Source organism: Acinetobacter sp. AS23, assembly GCF_023612055.1.
GTDB lineage: Bacteria > Pseudomonadota > Gammaproteobacteria > Pseudomonadales > Moraxellaceae > Acinetobacter > Acinetobacter oleivorans.
The window spans coordinates 1717514-1734851 of record NZ_CP082274.1 but is presented as its reverse complement, the minus strand read 5'-3'; the positions used below and the strand labels follow the sequence as shown (position 1 = coordinate 1734851).

16 protein-coding genes are annotated in these 17338 nt (G+C 39.4%); 3 read left to right on the top strand and 13 right to left on the bottom strand.

Annotated elements, in window-relative coordinates; translation table 11 throughout:
• Positions 1-45: 45 nt before the first annotated feature.
• From K6I41_RS08125 to K6I41_RS08070, 12 genes are all read right to left on the bottom strand, one after another.
• Complete coding sequence (locus K6I41_RS08125; RefSeq protein WP_250375767.1) at positions 46-1263, bottom strand: hypothetical protein; 1218 nt, start codon at positions 1261-1263, stop codon at positions 46-48.
• Between the two features lie 143 nt (positions 1264-1406).
• Positions 1407-3722: a primary-amine oxidase gene (gene tynA, locus K6I41_RS08120; protein WP_250375578.1), complete on the bottom strand. Its 2316-nt coding sequence runs from the start codon at positions 3720-3722 to the stop codon at positions 1407-1409.
• 208 nt (positions 3723-3930) lie between these two features.
• A complete protein-coding gene (gene feaR, locus K6I41_RS08115; protein WP_004701415.1) occupies positions 3931-4845 on the bottom strand; it encodes a transcriptional regulator FeaR in 915 nt (304 codons plus the stop codon).
• A gap of 198 nt (positions 4846-5043) precedes the next feature.
• Positions 5044-6000: a p-hydroxyphenylacetate 3-hydroxylase reductase component gene (locus tag K6I41_RS08110; protein ID WP_081399139.1), complete on the bottom strand. Its 957-nt coding sequence runs from the start codon at positions 5998-6000 to the stop codon at positions 5044-5046.
• A 45-nt stretch (positions 6001-6045) separates the two neighbouring features.
• Positions 6046-6999 (bottom strand): PDR/VanB family oxidoreductase, encoded by a 954-nt coding sequence (locus K6I41_RS08105; protein ID WP_151989471.1) that lies wholly within the window; start codon positions 6997-6999, stop codon positions 6046-6048.
• A gap of 33 nt (positions 7000-7032) precedes the next feature.
• On the bottom strand, positions 7033-7770 hold the full coding sequence (locus K6I41_RS08100) for an SDR family NAD(P)-dependent oxidoreductase (protein WP_174723789.1): 738 nt from the start codon (positions 7768-7770) through the stop codon (positions 7033-7035).
• 10 nt (positions 7771-7780) lie between these two features.
• A complete protein-coding gene (locus K6I41_RS08095) occupies positions 7781-8266 on the bottom strand; it encodes an aromatic-ring-hydroxylating dioxygenase subunit beta (protein WP_151827411.1) in 486 nt (161 codons plus the stop codon).
• 10 nt (positions 8267-8276) lie between these two features.
• The gene (locus K6I41_RS08090) at positions 8277-9554 is read right to left on the bottom strand and encodes an aromatic ring-hydroxylating oxygenase subunit alpha (protein WP_250375577.1); all 1278 of its coding nucleotides are present in this window, start codon (positions 9552-9554) and stop codon (positions 8277-8279) included.
• 29 nt (positions 9555-9583) lie between these two features.
• Entirely contained in the window at positions 9584-10111 is a 528-nt protein-coding gene (locus K6I41_RS08085; protein ID WP_250375576.1) for a nuclear transport factor 2 family protein, read from the bottom strand.
• Between the two features lie 10 nt (positions 10112-10121).
• A complete protein-coding gene (locus K6I41_RS08080; protein WP_000387554.1) occupies positions 10122-10481 on the bottom strand; it encodes a hypothetical protein in 360 nt (119 codons plus the stop codon).
• 25 nt (positions 10482-10506) lie between these two features.
• The gene (locus K6I41_RS08075; protein ID WP_250375766.1) at positions 10507-11655 is read right to left on the bottom strand and encodes an acyl-CoA dehydrogenase family protein; all 1149 of its coding nucleotides are present in this window, start codon (positions 11653-11655) and stop codon (positions 10507-10509) included.
• A gap of 36 nt (positions 11656-11691) precedes the next feature.
• Entirely contained in the window at positions 11692-12801 is a 1110-nt protein-coding gene (locus K6I41_RS08070; protein ID WP_250375575.1) for an amidase, read from the bottom strand.
• A 149-nt stretch (positions 12802-12950) separates the two neighbouring features.
• Between K6I41_RS08070 and K6I41_RS08065 the strand changes: the two genes are divergently transcribed.
• From K6I41_RS08065 to K6I41_RS08055, 3 genes are all read left to right on the top strand, one after another.
• Complete coding sequence (locus K6I41_RS08065) at positions 12951-13418, top strand: MarR family winged helix-turn-helix transcriptional regulator (protein WP_004701395.1); 468 nt, start codon at positions 12951-12953, stop codon at positions 13416-13418.
• 416 nt (positions 13419-13834) lie between these two features.
• Positions 13835-15184, top strand: a complete 1350-nt coding sequence (locus K6I41_RS08060; protein ID WP_174740394.1) for a spinster family MFS transporter — start codon at positions 13835-13837, stop codon at positions 15182-15184.
• A 109-nt stretch (positions 15185-15293) separates the two neighbouring features.
• Positions 15294-16550, top strand: a complete 1257-nt coding sequence (locus K6I41_RS08055; RefSeq protein ID WP_250375574.1) for an OprD family outer membrane porin — start codon at positions 15294-15296, stop codon at positions 16548-16550.
• A gap of 35 nt (positions 16551-16585) precedes the next feature.
• Here K6I41_RS08055 and K6I41_RS08050 read toward each other — a convergent pair whose 3' ends face one another.
• Positions 16586-17329, bottom strand: coding sequence for an SDR family oxidoreductase (locus tag K6I41_RS08050; RefSeq protein WP_250375573.1), 744 nt, complete (start codon positions 17327-17329; stop codon positions 16586-16588).
• Positions 17330-17338 lie beyond the last annotated feature (9 nt).

Here is a 17338-nt window from a genome sequence, read left to right as displayed (position 1 = left end):
TTCTATGAATGTACCGCCAATAAACACGGTCTCCTTCGCTCTAATTTAATAGATGTATTGCAGAATCAACTGCGCATACACATTGGTCTTGTCATCGTAGTTTTGAGTACCACCACTATGTATATCGTGTTTTGGTTTATAAAATCCCACTAAAGGAATAACATTGAATTTTTTATTAACCGACCAGACTGAAAAGACATCTAGCTCATGTCCATCCACATTGGTTAAAGACTTATTTACTGTTTTGAACTTATAAGCCAAAGCACCCAACATAAAATTTTCTTTCAAGTTCATCATGTAAGAAACTTGATGAATATCTGCATTTTTATTAAATGGACCAGCATAGTTTCCGGCAACTTCGCCCTGAAACCATGTACCAAAGCCGACTGTATTTCCATAAAACATAGGGTCGTATTGGTCTGAAAAATGACTAAAACGGTAACCTAAAGAGGGGGTATATTTTGAAGATAAAAAGTTATAGTTCAGCGCTAAGTAGCCAGCATTTTCGTGGCTATCTTTTTTATCTTGTACAACAAACTCAGTTTTAACTTGCAGCTCTGGTAAAGGTTGATAATTCAAGCGTAAAGCATAATTTTTAAGGTCTTGTCGTCCTGAAACGTGTTCAGCATCTTTAAGATCTAATACGTTTAAATAGGTAAACCCAACACCCTTATCTTTAAGCTGATACATCAGATCAGTCACAAAGAGTTCTGGGGAAAATTGTGCTTTATTGTCGGACTTTAAATAAGCCAGCTTTAGCGTTGTATTCTCTTGCAGTTTGTATTGAAGCAAACTTGTAAAATCAAAGCTTCGACGAGCTGCCAGATAATATGCTCCGCCCCGATCTAGTGTGCCGTCCGCAGGCGCTTTACCGAGATTTAATGCATCGCCCGCAATAAAGAACCCATCACCAATCATGATATTTTGTCGACCGATACTTAAATCATAGGTCGTTAACTCATCTTTATTGGTACCGTCTTTAAAACCAATGATCCATTCATTCACATCCGTTTTACGTTCTTTGCCATTACTATTTTGGCCGGCGTCACCATCACCAAATGTTGCCGAGCTAATACCGCTCAAGCTTGCATAGAGCTGATTGTTTTTAAAGGTGTAGTTTCCCTTCGCACCATATTTAAGATGACCTTCTTGCCAATTGACTCTTTCATCCTCTAGATTTTCGCCGTTATAGCTTTTACCGCTACTAAAAGCCCCAAAAGTTGCTTCAAAAGTCGGTTTAATTTCAAACTCACCAGCATGCACAGTTGAAAAAAATGAGACAAAGAGAGTCCCTCTCATAACCTGAGAAAATAAATTTTTCATTGAGAAATTCCTTTTTGCGAACGACTTACCCACGCTCAGGTGTGGGTAACCGATTCGTTACCCACTCTAGATCATGCACCTGTTTAATGATGGTCGTGCTGTGTGTTTTGCTCTTCTTCACCCAAGTTTAAAGTCGGGGTGCTGTCAAAGAAGTTCCAAGGTTTGATGAGTGTATTCACCCACTCTGTCGGCATGATTGGCCATTCTTCAGCACGTGCCACATGGGTTGTTCCTGTTGTCATCCACACCACTAGGTCTTTATTTTCAATATTTTCATTGTTGCCAATGAACTGTCCTAACCCTGTGTCATGAGTTGAACGATTTGAATATTTCCCTTCAGGATAGCGTTCGTCTGGATTGTACTGAGTCACCCAAATTTGCTTATCCATAAAGTTCAAACGTTTAAATAACCATTCATCTTTAGAGAAATTGGCTCCTTTTGCTACAGGGTGTGTTCCACCTGCAAATGGAATGAGTTGGTAAGAAACCGGATTGCCTAATTTATTTTCCTTGTTGAAATTCGTGAGTAAGCGAATAGTGGATGGATCAAATTTTTCAGCCGCATTTTGCTCATTCGTAATGACTTTACTATCAATTTGCATTGAGCTTGTACGAACACCACCTTTGTCATTGGCTTTCACCACAGGGTCCATATGCATAAAGCTGTTGTTTTCCCCATCTACATCCATGTCTAAGCGGAAGTTATAAATGTGTTGATGGGTTGTCCCAACAATATTATGGTCAATTAAAGTTCCATATTTGGTGTCTTCTTTAGCTGTACTATCATGCATGGTGCGTGATTTAACGCCTTTAACAGCTTCAATACCTGTTGCACCCGCATTAATCCCAATTACACCATTTTGGGCAAATACCCAGTCAAACATGTAATCGTAGTTTCCAACCGTACTAATCCAGCGAATGACAAGTTCACGGCGTGCTTCACTCGCATCTTGATTGCCAAAAATTTCGTGATGTTTATATTCAGGCCCAGCATAACGTTCAAACACAGCAATCGCATTTGGAATTACTTGTGGCTGGCCTTTGTAGTCTGCAATCACAGCATCAAGTAAAACAGCGTTGTCAGGTGCATCTGTTCCCGGAAGAATAGATGAGGTAAGTGTTCCCATACCATATTCACCAGAGTCTAAATAGGATTTGAAGTACCATCCAATATCAGGGTCACCATATGGAACCACCATTCCACCAAGGTTACCTTCATACATAACTTTACGCTTAACGCCTTTATCTTTATAGGTCACCGTTGAAAGCTGTAAGCCAACACGAGAATCTAATGCCACATGCAAACACCAATTCCCCCAATGTATGGTTTGGCCAGTAATGCTAAAGTTCTTGCCCTCAGGTTCAGTAATATTGAGTGGTTTTAGCTTACTTGCTACGGGCTTATTCGACATATAAGGTCGATTTGCCATCGGTACAGGAATGATTGCGCCTTCTTCAATCTTGATAATTTTTTCTTTATCTAAATCGACTACAGCAACTAAATTTTCAATTGGATGCGCCCAATAATTACCATCGCCGACATCGAGGTAAGCAACAACTTTTAATATATTGAGTTGTTTGTCTAGACCATCTTTACCGCCAAAATATCCAACAGTTAGTGGAGTAGCAATCACTTTCTTCACATCGGAAATGCCGCGTTTGCGTAACGCGTCTTGATATTCTTTACTTGTCTCAATTACGCGCTGTACAGCTTCAAAATTATCAAGCAATACCATACCGTGAGTATCTTTAAGTACATTCCATTTTGTGATTTGTTGAGTATTAAGATTAACTTCACCTTCAATCGCTTGACTCCCCTTTAACAAAATAAATGAGGCAATACGATCTTCTTTAAATTCTTTGTGATTAATAAAGTAATCCCAGACTTTGGCTTTTTCTGGTTCTTTTAACTTTAACTCGGCAAAACGCATATTTTTATAGGCGTATTTCGAGCGATTAATCACATCAAAGGTCTTTTTAATTTCTTCAGAGTTTAGGCTGTTGAGCGGGTGAAACGTATTTTCAATTTTAAAAGTTTGATCTAAACCCGACTGGAATACTTCATTAAAAAAATCTTTTCCAATAACAGGCTTACCATCCTTAATTAATAAAGGCACACTGAGCTTGAAAGGTTTGCCATTCACCAGAACCTGATCTGAATTGGGTTTGGCCCGAACTACCATAGAACCTTTGGTAATCATATAAGTATTGGTAAAATCGTCTTTGACAACTTTAGCACCTTGCTCACTCATGTTTTGATAAAGTGAGACCATTTCGGCATGTCCACCATGCGCAAACGCTTGAGTATTGAGTCCCCAAAAGCTTGCAGCGATTGATAAGTTAAGTGCCAATATTTTTTGTATGTCATTCAATAATCGTTGTTTACGCATTGGTTTCATCCTTTTCATCTATCCCTGAACTATCTGAATCAGATAGTTAAAATGCACTTCCTGTGAGTGAAATTCATTAGACCAACTTAATAGTTTTATGGTTATTAAGCTTATCTAACCTGTTCTAATGAATTTAATTTCAACACAGTTACATAGGGCTAGCTTGTTCAAGAATGACGTCGAACTTGTCTAAAAATGACATTGAGATATGAAAGAATTAAACCGACATACCCTCTCTAAATTCTTTAGGAGAAATACCATAAGTCTTTTTAAAGATTTTTGAGAAATGAGCACCGTCCCAAAAACCCCATTTCAAGGCAACTTGGGTAATTGAGCTTTGTTTGTTCTTTTTATCAAGCAAATCTGCTTTGACTTTTTCTAGGCGTTTGAGCTGTATATATTTGTTAATAGATAAATTTTCTTGAAGGAACAAACGGTAGAGATGACGCAGCGACACCCCAATATGCTCTGCAATTAATTTAGGTGTTAAATCTGGTTTTGCTAAGTTTTCTATAATATAGCGCTCAGCTTTTTCCATCAGATTATTGGAGCTATTAATATTTTTATAATTAATTGTCGGTTTGATTAAGGCAATCAATGCATCTTCAAAAGCATTACCATCTTCAGTTGCGTACCAAAGTTTAATGTTTTCAGCAGACATATTTTTCAAAATATTCTTGAGCAAAAAACCACTCATATTTTGCGTAATCAGTTTTCCAAAATATTCAGTACTAATATTTTCTTTAAGTAATTTTTCACGCGATAGATGGACTGAAATCTGGCTGACTAAACCTTGCGGATACATCGAAATTGTTTCGACTGGGTCGACCAACACAATATCGCCTTCATTTAGGCTTAAGGTTTCATTTTTATACTCAAGCAGCATTTTTCCCGAATACTGCAAAATCAAAAAACAAAAACGATTATTCACTCGATCAATTTCATCGGCTTTTCGGACAATTTTATTGGCATTGTTTTTAATAAAAGCAATTTCGGTATCACCCAATAAAAAGCACTGAACTTCACCAATGAATAAATTACGGGTTCCGTCAAAATCGGTTTCAAAATTGCCGCACACACTTTTAATATGGTGCGTCCATGTGAGTAATGCATCGCTTACATATTGGTTCATCCCTTACCTCTCTATACATGTGCAACCGCTCAAAATTTTGCGTTTGTGGTGGTGCACTGTCTTGGCTTATTTGCAATCTTGTTTTATTGATAAACAAATTGTGTGCCAAAAATTCCTTATCCTTGGAATTGTTTTGATGATAGTCAGCTAGATGTAAAGAAGCTGATAAATCAATTCAATTTATCAGCTTAATGGGACTTATGCTACTCCTGCAAAATCTCGCAGCATGGTAATAAAAATATCCTTTTGTTCCTCAGAATACTTTTTAAACACCTCATTTTGGTGGCTATCGGCAATATCAAACAAATACTGCGCCGTTTGTTTACCTTTCTCAGTCAGTGCGTACAAATTATCGTGATCGACCAGCAACCCTTCAAATTTTAGAATTTCAGCCGACCGTTCAACTTCTTGCATTGGCATAGCAATATCGCGCGGTAAATCTTCCTTACTTGAAGCAGTACCACTAGCCAAAACAAGTAAGAGACGTGATTCACTAGTACGGAACCCAGAAGCCATTTGCTTAGGAATATAGTCGGTTTGATAGGCTTTAAAAGCACGACTCATTAAATAGCAGACATTGTTATATAAGTGTCCATAATGTGTTTGGTCTACGCCGTTCTGTTCAGTTTGCTTAACTTGAAGGCTCGGATGCGGCATGACACAAGAATATGCGCCTTGATGGTAGACCAACGGGCTTCGGCCTTGGTCATGGAAACGAACCACTTTACCAACAATAATCCAGTGGTCACCACCTTCTATCACTTGATAGCGTTCGCACTCAAATACCGCAGAACAATTTTCTAAGATTGGTGCACGTCCTGCACCAAGTTGAAAATTGGTGTCTGCAAATTTATCAATATTGCGTCTCGAAAACTTATTAGACAGTTCAATTTGCGTGCCCGATAAAATATTGACTGCAAAATGTGTGGCTTGTTCAAATACTGAAAAACTTGACGATTTTTTATCAATACTCCACAAAATAAGCGGTGGGTCGAGTGACACCGAGTTAAAACTATTTGCAGTTACACCGACTTTCTCACCTTGTGCATTTTGTGCAGTAACAATGGTAACACCTGTTGCAAAATTTCCTAATGCTCGTCGGAACTGTAGTGGATCGACCGTAAACTCATCTATTTGTTGTAATACATTCATCATCTTTCTCCTAAACCTTCTCTTACATCCATATAAATCGCGAGAACATTAGATATCTAAAACTAATCTCGGTGTTTTAGAGCGCGAACAGCACACCAATATTTGTTCATTGCTGGCTTTTTCTTCATCAGTAAAATAAACATCTCGATGGTCAGGTTCACCTTCAATTACATCGCACATGCAGGTTCCGCATACGCCTTGCTCGCAAGACATTTCAATGTCGATGCCTTCTTTAGCCAAAGCCTGCAAAATGGTTTCGCCAGCTTCAACCATAATGATTTTTCCGCTACGCTCAGCCACCACCTCAAATGAATCTCCCGAGGTGTCAGTTTCAACTTGGAAATATTCTTTGTGGATTTGCTGTTCAGGAAAATCATGAGTTGTAGCAAGATTAATCACCCAGTCCATGAAACCGACTGGACCACAGGTGTAAATATGGCTTTCCGAGTCAATATCTTTAATGGCAGATTCAAAAAATGCTCGGTGGCTTGCACCTTCGGATTTAAAATGGAAGGTTGTATATTTTGCTAACTCACCATTTTTAATTTCATCAACAAAAGCACAGTGTTCAGGGCTAGCACCACAGTAGTGAAGCTCAAATGATTCACCTTCATGTGCAAGTTGATAGGCCATCGTGATTAACGGCGTAATTCCAATTCCACCGCCAATCAATACACTGTGTTTGGCTTTTAAAAGTGGAAATAAATTTTTTGGTTCACTGACCTGAATTTGCATGCCATCTTTAATTTCATCAAAAGCCGAGACTGAGCCACCACGAGATTCTGGGTCACGTAAAATTCCAAGGCGAAACTTACCTTCGTCATTTGGATTTTGGCAAAGTGAATACTGGCGTACCATACCATTTGGTAAGTGCACATCAATATGCGCACCCGCTTCAACTTTTGGTAATGTTGTAGAGGTTGCAGATTCAAATTCCATGACTGCAATATTTCCACCTTCCACATGGCGATTTTTAACGACAACATCATAAAGTGTAGTCATGATTTACTCCCTTTTCACGCGTAGCCTATTGGCTTAACGCATGAATAAACCACCGTTAATATCCCATGTTGCACCAGTCACAAACCCCGCATTTGGACTCGCGAGCAACCCACAAGTTTCAGCAATAAAATGCATACTTCCTAAGGATTTAACCGGAATATTCTGGATGAACTGTTCCATTTTCTCGTCAGACACCACACTATGAACGATTGGAGATTCCATCGGTCCTGGTGCAACCGCATTAACCGTCACCCCTTTTGCCGCAAATTCTTTGGCAAAAATTTTGGTTAACGTCACAATCGCACCTTTGGTTGCCGCATAGTGTGCACCCGTTGCAGTACCGCCATTTTGTCCTGCTAACGAGGCCATATTAATGATGCGTCCATAGCCTTTTTTAGCCATATATTGACCAATAATTTGACAAGCTTGAAAGGTGCCGCGTTGGTTAACTTGGGTCACCCAATCAAAATCGGCTGCAGTAATTTCTAATACGGGCGTTGCTTTGGTAACGGTGGCATTGTTAATTAACACATCAAGTTTAGAAAATTTCTCTTCAATCCATTGCACCGCAGCATGAAAATCTGCTTCAACCGAAATATCTAATTTCAAGGGAAACATATTTTGGGCATACTGACTTTGTGCCTTGGCATTCTCGGCTTTTTCAAGCGTACTTGCTGACAAAATCACTTGATGGCCTTGGCTCGCAAAATATTCAGCAATGACATTACCGAGTCCAGAAGCAGCACCTGTCACTAAAACAACTTGTTTCATGTTACCGCTCCTAAAGAATGTAGCTAATACCAGCTAAGGTATCAGTTGAGTTAACCAAGTTAATGATTTTACGTTTAATCTTAAAGCCTGTAGCCGCATCACGCGTCAAATGGTACGTAATATCTGCGGTGTAATGCTTGAGGTTTTCTTTACGAAATTCACGTAAGTTTTGAGCACAACGCAAAACGATTTCATTATCTTGGTCTTGAATAACTCGTACACGAGAAACACTACGTACAGTATTGGCTTTAGGTGCTGTAGAAATCGCTTCTCCATTTTCAAGACGCTCTACACGTAAAGTACGCATATGATTATCGTCATAGGCATAATTTAAGTTGTTTTCGTAGTCAGTGAGGTTTGGGTCAATCGGAATGATATAAACACCTTTTTCATTCCATAAATTGAGCCATTCACGGTATTCACTGTGGTCTAACATATCTGCTTCAGCCCAGATGAAAGCAGTGACTTCATTTAATAATTGCAGATTCATATTCATTGCTCTCTCCTTAAGCCTTCATCATCTTTTTCCACTGCTGATATGCTGCACGCATACCAGTTTCAGCACTGACATCACTTTTTAAGCCATCTTCAGTTTTGACTTCTCCCGGCAAACCGCGGTTGAGCATAATCCATAAATCATTACCAGCATTGGCGCCGTGTTGTACGCGTTCCCAAGCTTCAGAGTCATCTGGAGTACCAAAACCAAATGGACCTTGGAAATGTTCATGCAAACGTAGGCGATATTGGTTGGCAATTTGCGGACCACCGTCCATCGTAATCACCGAGTGATGAATTTCTGTTTCAGCAACTGAAATTGGCTGTAACACTCGGAAGAACGCCATCGAACATGCAATATTCGGGAATAAATTTAAGTTAAAGCCAGAACCACCAACTGCTCGAACAATACGGCGTACTTCTAATTCTTCATGGCCTTCGTCGCGCAAAGCTTGAGCCAAATCTTCAAAACGTTCTTGTATTGGACGCTCCATGAGTTCTTCGTCTAAATCAACCAGATCGGGAATCATCACCATGACACTGTGACCATTATCTAAGTCTTCAACAAAGCCTGGTTGGTTTTCGAAGTTAAAGAGTTCTTCGGTTTTTTCATCGACAGAACTTAAGAATGACTTGTGTACCAACGGAAAGTGATATGCATCGGTGGTATTTTCAAGCTGGATTTTCCAGTTACCCGGGAAACGGAAACGGTGTTCACCCAACACTTTAATTGGATAACCCGCGCCCTGTTTCATAAACAGGTCAATCCATTTTTTCGCAGGCCCAAGGAACTCTTCAAGCGGTTGAATGTCTTCTTTAAATGAAGCGAAGATCATGCCGTTATATTCTTCTACCCGTAGACTCACCAGTGGTAATTCTGATTTATCTAAACAATCGCCGTAGCTTTCCGGAGATGGCACACCACGTAAACTACCGTCAAGTGCATAACTCCAACCGTGGTACGGGCATACAAAACTATTGGTTTTTCCTTTTTTATGTTCGCATACGGTTGCTGCACGGTGACGGCAACGGTTTAAAAGTACATGGACTTTCTTTTTACGGTCACGCACCACAACCACAGGCTGTTTACCGATGTTAATAGTTTTATAGCTTCCACCTTCTGGAATTTCACTCGCATGTGCAACCCACACCCAAGTGCTATAAAAGATTTTTTCCATTTCTTCATCAAAAATGCGTTCATCTTTATAAAGAGAAGTATGGGCACGGTCACTTTGAACCAAAGTATCGTAATCAGTGCCAATGTTATGCGTTGGGATAATACTGTTCATATCAATAGTCCTTTTAAATATGTCCTGGGTCATTCCTGGGAAGGTACCGGCAGTTCGGCTTCACTGTGCCAATGCGATACGGGACGACTGAAAATATTCTGTGTTTGGAAATGTTTAATTTTCCATGTTCCATCTGCTTGCTTTTGGAACTTCACGTTGAGCTTTGCTGTATTCAGATGACTACGGCCATCTTTAAACGTTGAAGTCTGCAACATCAGCCATGAAGCATTTGCATCATTTTGATTTACATGAATTTGTTCTGAATTTACAAAGTGTGCATTCATAACAAAGTGAGATTCTTTTTGGGTATAGCTTTTAAACATGTCGTAAATCGACTGCCAAGAATCATAACGGCCAAAGGATTTGGCATATTTCTCACCAATACCCTCCCAAATACAGTCTTGATCAAAAAGATTCATCAGCTCATCAAGATCTGTATTTGCATTGAGCTCGTCGCAGATTTCCATATAACGGTTCAAACAATTACGAATGGCGTTATGCGCTTCTAACTGTTCTAGTCGCTCTATGATTTCTGCAATATTCACTTTGTCAGTCATTGCGGTCGCCTTAACGTTGAATAATCAATTCGCGCCCAACACGAGCTTCAACTTTGCAATATTTCCAAAGTTTGTATGGCCCTTCACCCACTACGGTCGTTCTAAACAAGTTACAAGCCGCATGTACTGTTTCAATATCCGGAACATCTGCAAGCAAGTAAGTTGTCCAAGGCCAGCCAGCACTTGGGCCAACCATGCTTTGGTCATCATCAAGATTTCCAAAAACATGTACGCCCGGTAAGTCATGAATGCCATTCCACATTTCACCAAACGCTGCCCAAACTGCTTTTGCTTCAGCAGGTTCTGCATCAAAAAAGTTTTGGTTAATACCCATGCAGAACAAAACACGTAATGATTTTTTAGCTTCCATCTCAATATCCTTTTAAAAATTAAACTTATAAATAACCTGGGGTTGGCTTTAACCCAAAACTGATTGATCCTGCATTTTGTAAAGTCGCATCGCCCATAAAGGCATGCTGAGTCACCACATTGGTGTCATTCACAAAACGGCTAAATGGATTGTTGGTATAGATCGCTGTCATACCCGCGAGCATTTGCATTTTTCGGGTGACTTTGGCGCAAACTCGCGCTGCATGGGTACATGCCAGACGCATATCGCTAATTTGTTCAGCACTAGCTTCACGTCCAGCAATAATTTCATTCCATACAATGTCCATGGTTTGATAAAACCAAGATTTTGCAGCCTGAAATTCTGCATCTGCCTGAGCAAACTCATATTGAGTCACTGGGCGGTTGGCAATTTCTGATCCGCCTGTAATGGATGCTTTACCGGGTGCCAATTTTTCAAATTCTTCTAATGCGGCAGCTGCAACACCAATACCCACCACGGTTAATACTTGAGTCGCTAAAGACAATGACGGATATTTAAAAAATGGCTCGCTGAGTTTTGAAGGTTCACCACGTACAAAGGTCCATTTCTTTTCGACCAATACATCTTCAACGACTAAATCATGGCTTCCTGTACCTTTTAGGCCAACAGTGTCCCAAGTCATTTCAATTTTGGCTTTTTTGGCAGGCATCACTGCCATGCGTGGTAAGCCCTGCATTTCATTATTTTTAAGCGGTGAAATCCCCACGCCAACAATGTCAGCTCCCATACAGCCGCTGGAAAATTTCCAACGTCCACGAACCACTACACCTTCATCGGTAATTTCGGCAGGTTGTGGCGGAAAAATACCTCCAGCAAACACCACATCTGGTCCGTTTTGGTACAACTCTTTAAGTGTTTCTTCGGGCAAACTTCCTAAATAAGCAGGGCTCATACCGAAACTTGCCACCCAACCAACAGAACCATCAGCTTTAGATAAAGTTTCAATCAATTCGCAAAACTGTCGTGGTGAACATTCATCACCACCAAAACGTTTCGGAACCAATGCACGGTAAACACCGATTTGCTTAAGCTTTTCGATAATGTCTTGGCTCACATACGCCTGATTATCGAACTCGCCTGTACAGGCACGCTCACGAATTTCTTGACACAAAGCATCTAAGTCAACTGCTTTGTCTTGAGAAGCAAACTCCATTTTAGATAACTTATTCATCATCTAACTCCTTGTAATTTATTGCATTGCATCAACACAAAATTTAGCTATTGCACATAATTGCTCATCTTTTTGATGCTTCGATACGATCTGTAAGCCCACAGGTAAACCTTCAATGGTTTCAAGTGGCACTGAAATAGCTGGATGACCTGATAAATTAAATGGACGAACTAAAGCCGTAAGATTCAGAAAAGCGACTGTATTTTCAGCTTCAGCAACTTTTGGTGGAATTTGCGGAAGCGTTGGTAAGATCAATGCATCATATTTTTCTAATAAAGCATCAAGTTCTTGAGTCAGCTGCTGCTTCACGACTTCGGCTTGCTTTACTTGCTCTAAAGTGGTGTGCGCCGCTTTTAATAAACGACCATTTACATCAGAACCAATTAAGCCAGTTTGAGTTAACTCACCAAAAGCTTGCCAGTTTTCATAATTAATAATCTGCATGCCTGCGTCATAAGCCGCGTCAAAATGTTCAACTTTTTCTAAAGTGGTCTGTAAATTCGCTTTTTGAAGTGCTTGTTGAATGCAATTCCAAATAACGTCATCTGCTTTTACATCTAAAACAGCAAGTTTTGGTGCGCTAGTACATTCAGTAGGCTTGAAAGTTGGGTCAATAATTTGCATGGCTTTTTCAATCACTTCGACTGAATTTGCAAAAGGACCCACGCAATCTAAAGAACTTGACGGTGGATATACGCCTTTTCTGCTCACGCGACCGAAAGTTGGCTTTAATCCAAAAATTCCACAGCATGCAGCGGGCATACGTATAGAGCCACCCGTGTCGGTACCTAAAGTAAAGTCAGCTTGTTTTGCTGCAATAGCCGCAGCCGAACCACTCGAAGACCCACCAGGAATAAGTTCAGGATATTTAGGATTAACAGGTGTACCAAAAGCATGGTTAATGCCTGTAATACCAAAAGCCAATTCGTGCAAATTTGTTTTGGCAATAATTTCACAGTCAGCTTTTAAAATGTTTTTAACCACCTCAGCATCATCTTGAGCAGGTTCAACATTTAATAAAGCTCGACTACCAGCTATGGTTTTCAGACCTTGAATATCAATTGTGTCCTTGACCATCACCTTGAGCTTGCCACTTCCTTTGTGCACGCTTTGGCTAACAATATTCATTCACTTTTCCATGTATTTTTATCCATTAATTAAAATATCGGAAAATTTAATGGAATTGTCAAGTATTTTTTATAATTTGTTCTCAAGGAAATATCCAAAATTTTGTTTATAATAGGATTACCCTTTTTTCACTAAGTTATTGCTTAGCTATGCTTGATCATTTAGAACAATTTCTTCCTAATAAAGAACCGTCGAGTATTCAAAACTTCCCTTTTTTTTGGGTTTCCCAAGTTAACGGAAAATATTCACAACTCATTGAAAAATCAATAAAAAAACTAGGTATTGATAATACACGCCGTAAAATCATTTTAAGTACTAATGCTTTGGGTGAAGCCAGTATTACCGATATCGCTAATCTTTCTACCTTAAAGTTAACTACGGCCACAAAAGCTGTATATCGCTTAGTAGAAGATGGAATTGTCGAGGTCTACTCTTCTACCACCGATGAACGCATCTCGATGGTGAAATTAACACCCAAAGGTGTCGAGCTGGTTGAACAGATTAATCAAATTAGTGTGGTCACCTTAGCGGGCATCCTAAATGCCTTTTCAGAAGATGAGCTGCACAATTTAAATCACCAGTTAAAAAAATTATTTGACCTCATGCCATCAAGTTGATTATTTGACTTGATATCGGGTTCAATGCGCTCAAGAGCAGCATGAAATAGTTCTTCTTTTCTCGCTGCTCTTTATTAAAATAAGTTTCAACATTAAAAAAATAAATAAAAATCAGTTTCTTAATTCAATAAATTATTACTATCTGTTTACTTAACATACTTTTTAGGTATTCTAACATACTCAATAAGTAATGGAATTTTACATATAAAAAGAAAATAATAATTCCATGATCTTTAAAATCCCATTAACTCCTAATTGGGTTTAGACGCACTCTTCCGGTCTGTACGAGACCAAATTACTCATTTCTAGCCTATTTATTATTCTTATCTAAAAGGGGGAAATATCGAAGACTTCAGAGGAATAATAAAAGTTAGATATCAATTTCTTTAAGCGTTTTATACATAAGGATTAAGTGTATGAACCAAAGTAATATCGCTGTTGAAAGGACACAAAAGAAAAGCAATGCTTATGCATGGTATGTCGTCACACTTTGTATGTTGGCATATATATTTTCATTTATTGACCGCCAAATTCTGGCGCTGATGATTGAACCCATCAAAGCAGATCTCCAACTTTCAGATACACAATTTAGCCTGTTACATGGCCTTGCCTTCTCACTGTTTTATGCGGTTATGGGTTTACCCTTAGCCTATATTGCCGATCGTTTTTCACGACCAAAATTGATTTCAATCGGGATTATTGTTTGGAGTTTAGCAACGGCCACTTGTGGTTTAAGTAAAAACTTTATTCAACTGTTCCTGAGCCGTATGGCGGTCGGCGTAGGTGAAGCTGCGTTATCTCCAGCCGCTTATTCAATGTTCAGCGACATGTTTAGTAAGGACAAACTAGGTCGTGCTGTCGGAATTTATTCAATTGGCGCTTTTTTAGGTGGTGGTATTGCCTTTTTAGTTGGCGGGTATGTCATTAACTTGCTTAAAGGTGTAACGCTCATTGAAGTTCCACTATTAGGCGCACTGAAAGCATGGCAAATTGCCTTTTTTGTAGTAGGTTTACCGGGCATCATTATTGGTCTGCTATTTATTCTGACCGTTAAAGACCCTGCACGTAAAGGCCAACAGCTCAACCAAAATGGACAAGTTGACCAAGTTAAATTCTCTCAATGTCTTCAGTTTATTAAAAAACATTCGAAAACATTTGCATGTCACTATTTAGGTTTTACCTTTTATGCAATGGCACTCTATAGCCTAACTAGCTGGACACCTGCATTTTATATTCGTAAGTTTCAACTCGCACCGACTGAGACAGGCTATATGCTCGGCACAATTCTGTTAGTCGCAAATACATTAGGCGTATTTTGTGCAGGTTGGCTAAATGATTGGTTTATTAAAAAAGGACGCCAAGATGCACCGATGTTCACGGGTGTGATTGGGATTGTTGGCCTTATTATTCCAATTGCATTTTTTACCCAAACAGATCAGCTATGGCTTTCAGTCAGCTTACTGATTCCTGCAATGTTCTTTGCATCTTTCCCTCTAGTAATTTCGGCAACTGCTTTGCAAATGTTAGCCCCAAACCAATTTAGAGCACGTCTTTCTGCCCTATTCCTTTTAGTGAGCAACTTAATTGGACTCGGTATTGGTACAACATTGGTGGCAATTATTACAGATAAAGTTTTTGGTAGCCCGTTAATGGTAGGTTCTTCTTTATCTATTGTAGGTGGTCTGTCGTGTGTACTGGCTCTAATTCTGCTTTTTAAAGGCTGCAAATTCTTTAGTGAAAGCATGAAACTTGAAAAATTAAATTAATAGGTCTCACCAATTGCAAAAATGTACTCTCTAACTAAACGCTTAGAGAGTACCGAAATATTCAAAATTACGTAGTGCCGAGGACTGGCATACATCTGGGAAATGGATTATGGAATTATTTCACCGTTTTAAACCAAACACTTTAGCCGTTGCCACTTTATTACTGATGTGCAGCAACTCATGGGGCGCAAATCCAAATCAGCAAATTGAAGATGAATGGAAATTCACTTTAAAAAATGCCTACATTAACCGTGATTTTGATAATGATGCACTCAAAGATACGGGCAGTTGGTCTCAGGCAGCGTCTTTATTTTATAAATCGAAAATGCATGACACTCCGTTAGTCATAGCAGACAAGCCAATCACGATTGGGGCCGATGCATCGGTTCAATACGCCGTGCGCTTGAGTTCAGACAAACATGTCGCTGACACAGTTTTGCCTTTTAATAAAGAAACGCAATCTCAGGCTTCAGACTATTTAAAATACGGCGCGACTTTAAAGCTGGGCTATGACAAAACACTTTTAAGTGTCGGTGAACTCTGGCTAGATTTACCTGTAACGGCAGTCGATGCTAGTCGTCAGTTACTCACTTCATATTGGGGAACCAACTTAAAGTCACAACTTTCAGATCAGCTCTATGCCGAAATTGGCCGAGTGGAAAAAGTGTCGCCAAGAAATGAAGAAGACTTTAAAAAGTTTTCTTTCACATCAAATGGAATTACCAAAGAATCTGATGGTTTGAACTACATTGACCTGCGCTATCAATTCACGCCGTCTTTAAAGGGCGAATATTATTTTGGCAATTTGGAAGATCTGTATAACAAGCATTATGTTGGGCTTGAACATACGTGGAAGCAGCCAACTTTTGCCCTCACCTCTAGGTTTAAGTACTTTAATGCAAAAGATGACGGCAATACCTTTGATATTGATGCGCAGAACATTGGATTACTTGAAACCGTTAAAGTAAAAAACCATACCTTTGGTTTGGGTTATCAGCAGATTATTGGTGAATCGGCTTACCCATTACCAGATGGTTTTTTACCAGAGACTTATTTCATTAACTGGAATGCTACGGGCTTCTTTAAAGAAGATGAAAAGTCTTACCATGTCATGTATGGCTACGACTTTAAAGATTATGTGCCAGGCCTAAATGCGATGGTGAAATATGTTTATGGCCATGACTTTAAAGCAGCCAATGGTGAAAAAAACCATGAAACTGAGTCCAATGTCATTCTGAACTATGCCTTTCAGCAGCCTTTCTTAAAAGGCGTTGCCCTGCAATATATTCGGATTGACTACAACGTAAGACATGGTAATGACTTTGGTGAAGACCGTTTATTCGTCAATTACACCAAAAAGTTTTAACTAAAAAATCCCCCTAAAATTTAGGGGGTATTTTTTTATCCTAATTTATTGACCAACTTTAATGGTAAAACCTTCATAGCAATACTCATTGGTAACCACGGCCACTGTGGTACATAAGCTTTCACTGGTTGTTTTTCAATAGCTTTGACCAAAGCTTTACATCCTGTTTTGGCATCTACCTCAAAAGGTAGATGTTTAGCACCTTCATTCATTTCGGTACGGATGTAACCTGGGAAAATGGTTGAGACTTTAATTGGTGTATCCAGTAATTCAGCACGAATACCTTCAGCCAAGTGAGCGACCGCAGCTTTACTCGCTGCATAGGTCGATAAATGTTTTGGCAATCCGCGCATAGCACTCATGGATGACATCACCACCAAATGACCTGCGTTTTGCTCTCTAAAAATTTCAACTGCTGCTTCACACTGTGCTAAAGCAGAAATAAAGTTTGTTTCAGCGGTGGCTCTGTTAATTTCAAAATTACCTTTACCAATACGACGGCCATTTCCGACTCCCGCATTTACAATAATTCGGTCTAAATAGCCAAACTCTTGTTTAAAGGCTCGAAATACTTCAAAAACCTGATCGTAATTGGTGACATCCAGACTTTTTGCAATGACTTTAATACCGTACTGATTTTCAAGTTCAGTTTTTAAAATTTCCAATCTGTCTAAACGGCGTGCACAAATCGCTAAGTTATAGCCTTTGGCTGCAAATTCATGCGCCATACCCGCGCCCAATCCAGAACTTGCACCTGTAATTAAAATCGTCTTTGCCATGCTTTTATC

Bases quoted from the DNA above. Each gene is read 5' to 3' on its own strand.
- K6I41_RS08090 (WP_250375577.1), bottom strand. From the start codon at position 9,554: ATGAACAGTATTATCCCAACGCATAACATTGGCACTGATTACGATACT.
- K6I41_RS08085 (WP_250375576.1), bottom strand. From the start codon at position 10,111: ATGACTGACAAAGTGAATATTGCAGAAATCATAGAGCGACTAGAACAG.
- K6I41_RS08100 (WP_174723789.1), bottom strand. From the start codon at position 7,770: ATGAAACAAGTTGTTTTAGTGACAGGTGCTGCTTCTGGACTCGGTAAT.
- K6I41_RS08080 (WP_000387554.1), bottom strand. From the start codon at position 10,481: ATGGAAGCTAAAAAATCATTACGTGTTTTGTTCTGCATGGGTATTAAC.
- K6I41_RS08060 (WP_174740394.1), top strand. From the start codon at position 13,835: ATGAACCAAAGTAATATCGCTGTTGAAAGGACACAAAAGAAAAGCAAT.
- feaR (WP_004701415.1), bottom strand. From the start codon at position 4,845: ATGAACCAATATGTAAGCGATGCATTACTCACATGGACGCACCATATT.
- K6I41_RS08075 (WP_250375766.1), bottom strand. From the start codon at position 11,655: ATGGAGTTTGCTTCTCAAGACAAAGCAGTTGACTTAGATGCTTTGTGT.
- K6I41_RS08065 (WP_004701395.1), top strand. From the start codon at position 12,951: ATGCTTGATCATTTAGAACAATTTCTTCCTAATAAAGAACCGTCGAGT.
- tynA (WP_250375578.1), bottom strand. From the start codon at position 3,722: ATGAAACCAATGCGTAAACAACGATTATTGAATGACATACAAAAAATA.
- K6I41_RS08110 (WP_081399139.1), bottom strand. From the start codon at position 6,000: ATGATGAATGTATTACAACAAATAGATGAGTTTACGGTCGATCCACTA.
- K6I41_RS08055 (WP_250375574.1), top strand. From the start codon at position 15,294: ATGGAATTATTTCACCGTTTTAAACCAAACACTTTAGCCGTTGCCACT.
- K6I41_RS08050 (WP_250375573.1), bottom strand. From the start codon at position 17,329: ATGGCAAAGACGATTTTAATTACAGGTGCAAGTTCTGGATTGGGCGCG.
- K6I41_RS08095 (WP_151827411.1), bottom strand. From the start codon at position 8,266: ATGAATATGAATCTGCAATTATTAAATGAAGTCACTGCTTTCATCTGG.
- K6I41_RS08070 (WP_250375575.1), bottom strand. From the start codon at position 12,801: ATGAATATTGTTAGCCAAAGCGTGCACAAAGGAAGTGGCAAGCTCAAG.
- K6I41_RS08105 (WP_151989471.1), bottom strand. From the start codon at position 6,999: ATGACTACACTTTATGATGTTGTCGTTAAAAATCGCCATGTGGAAGGT.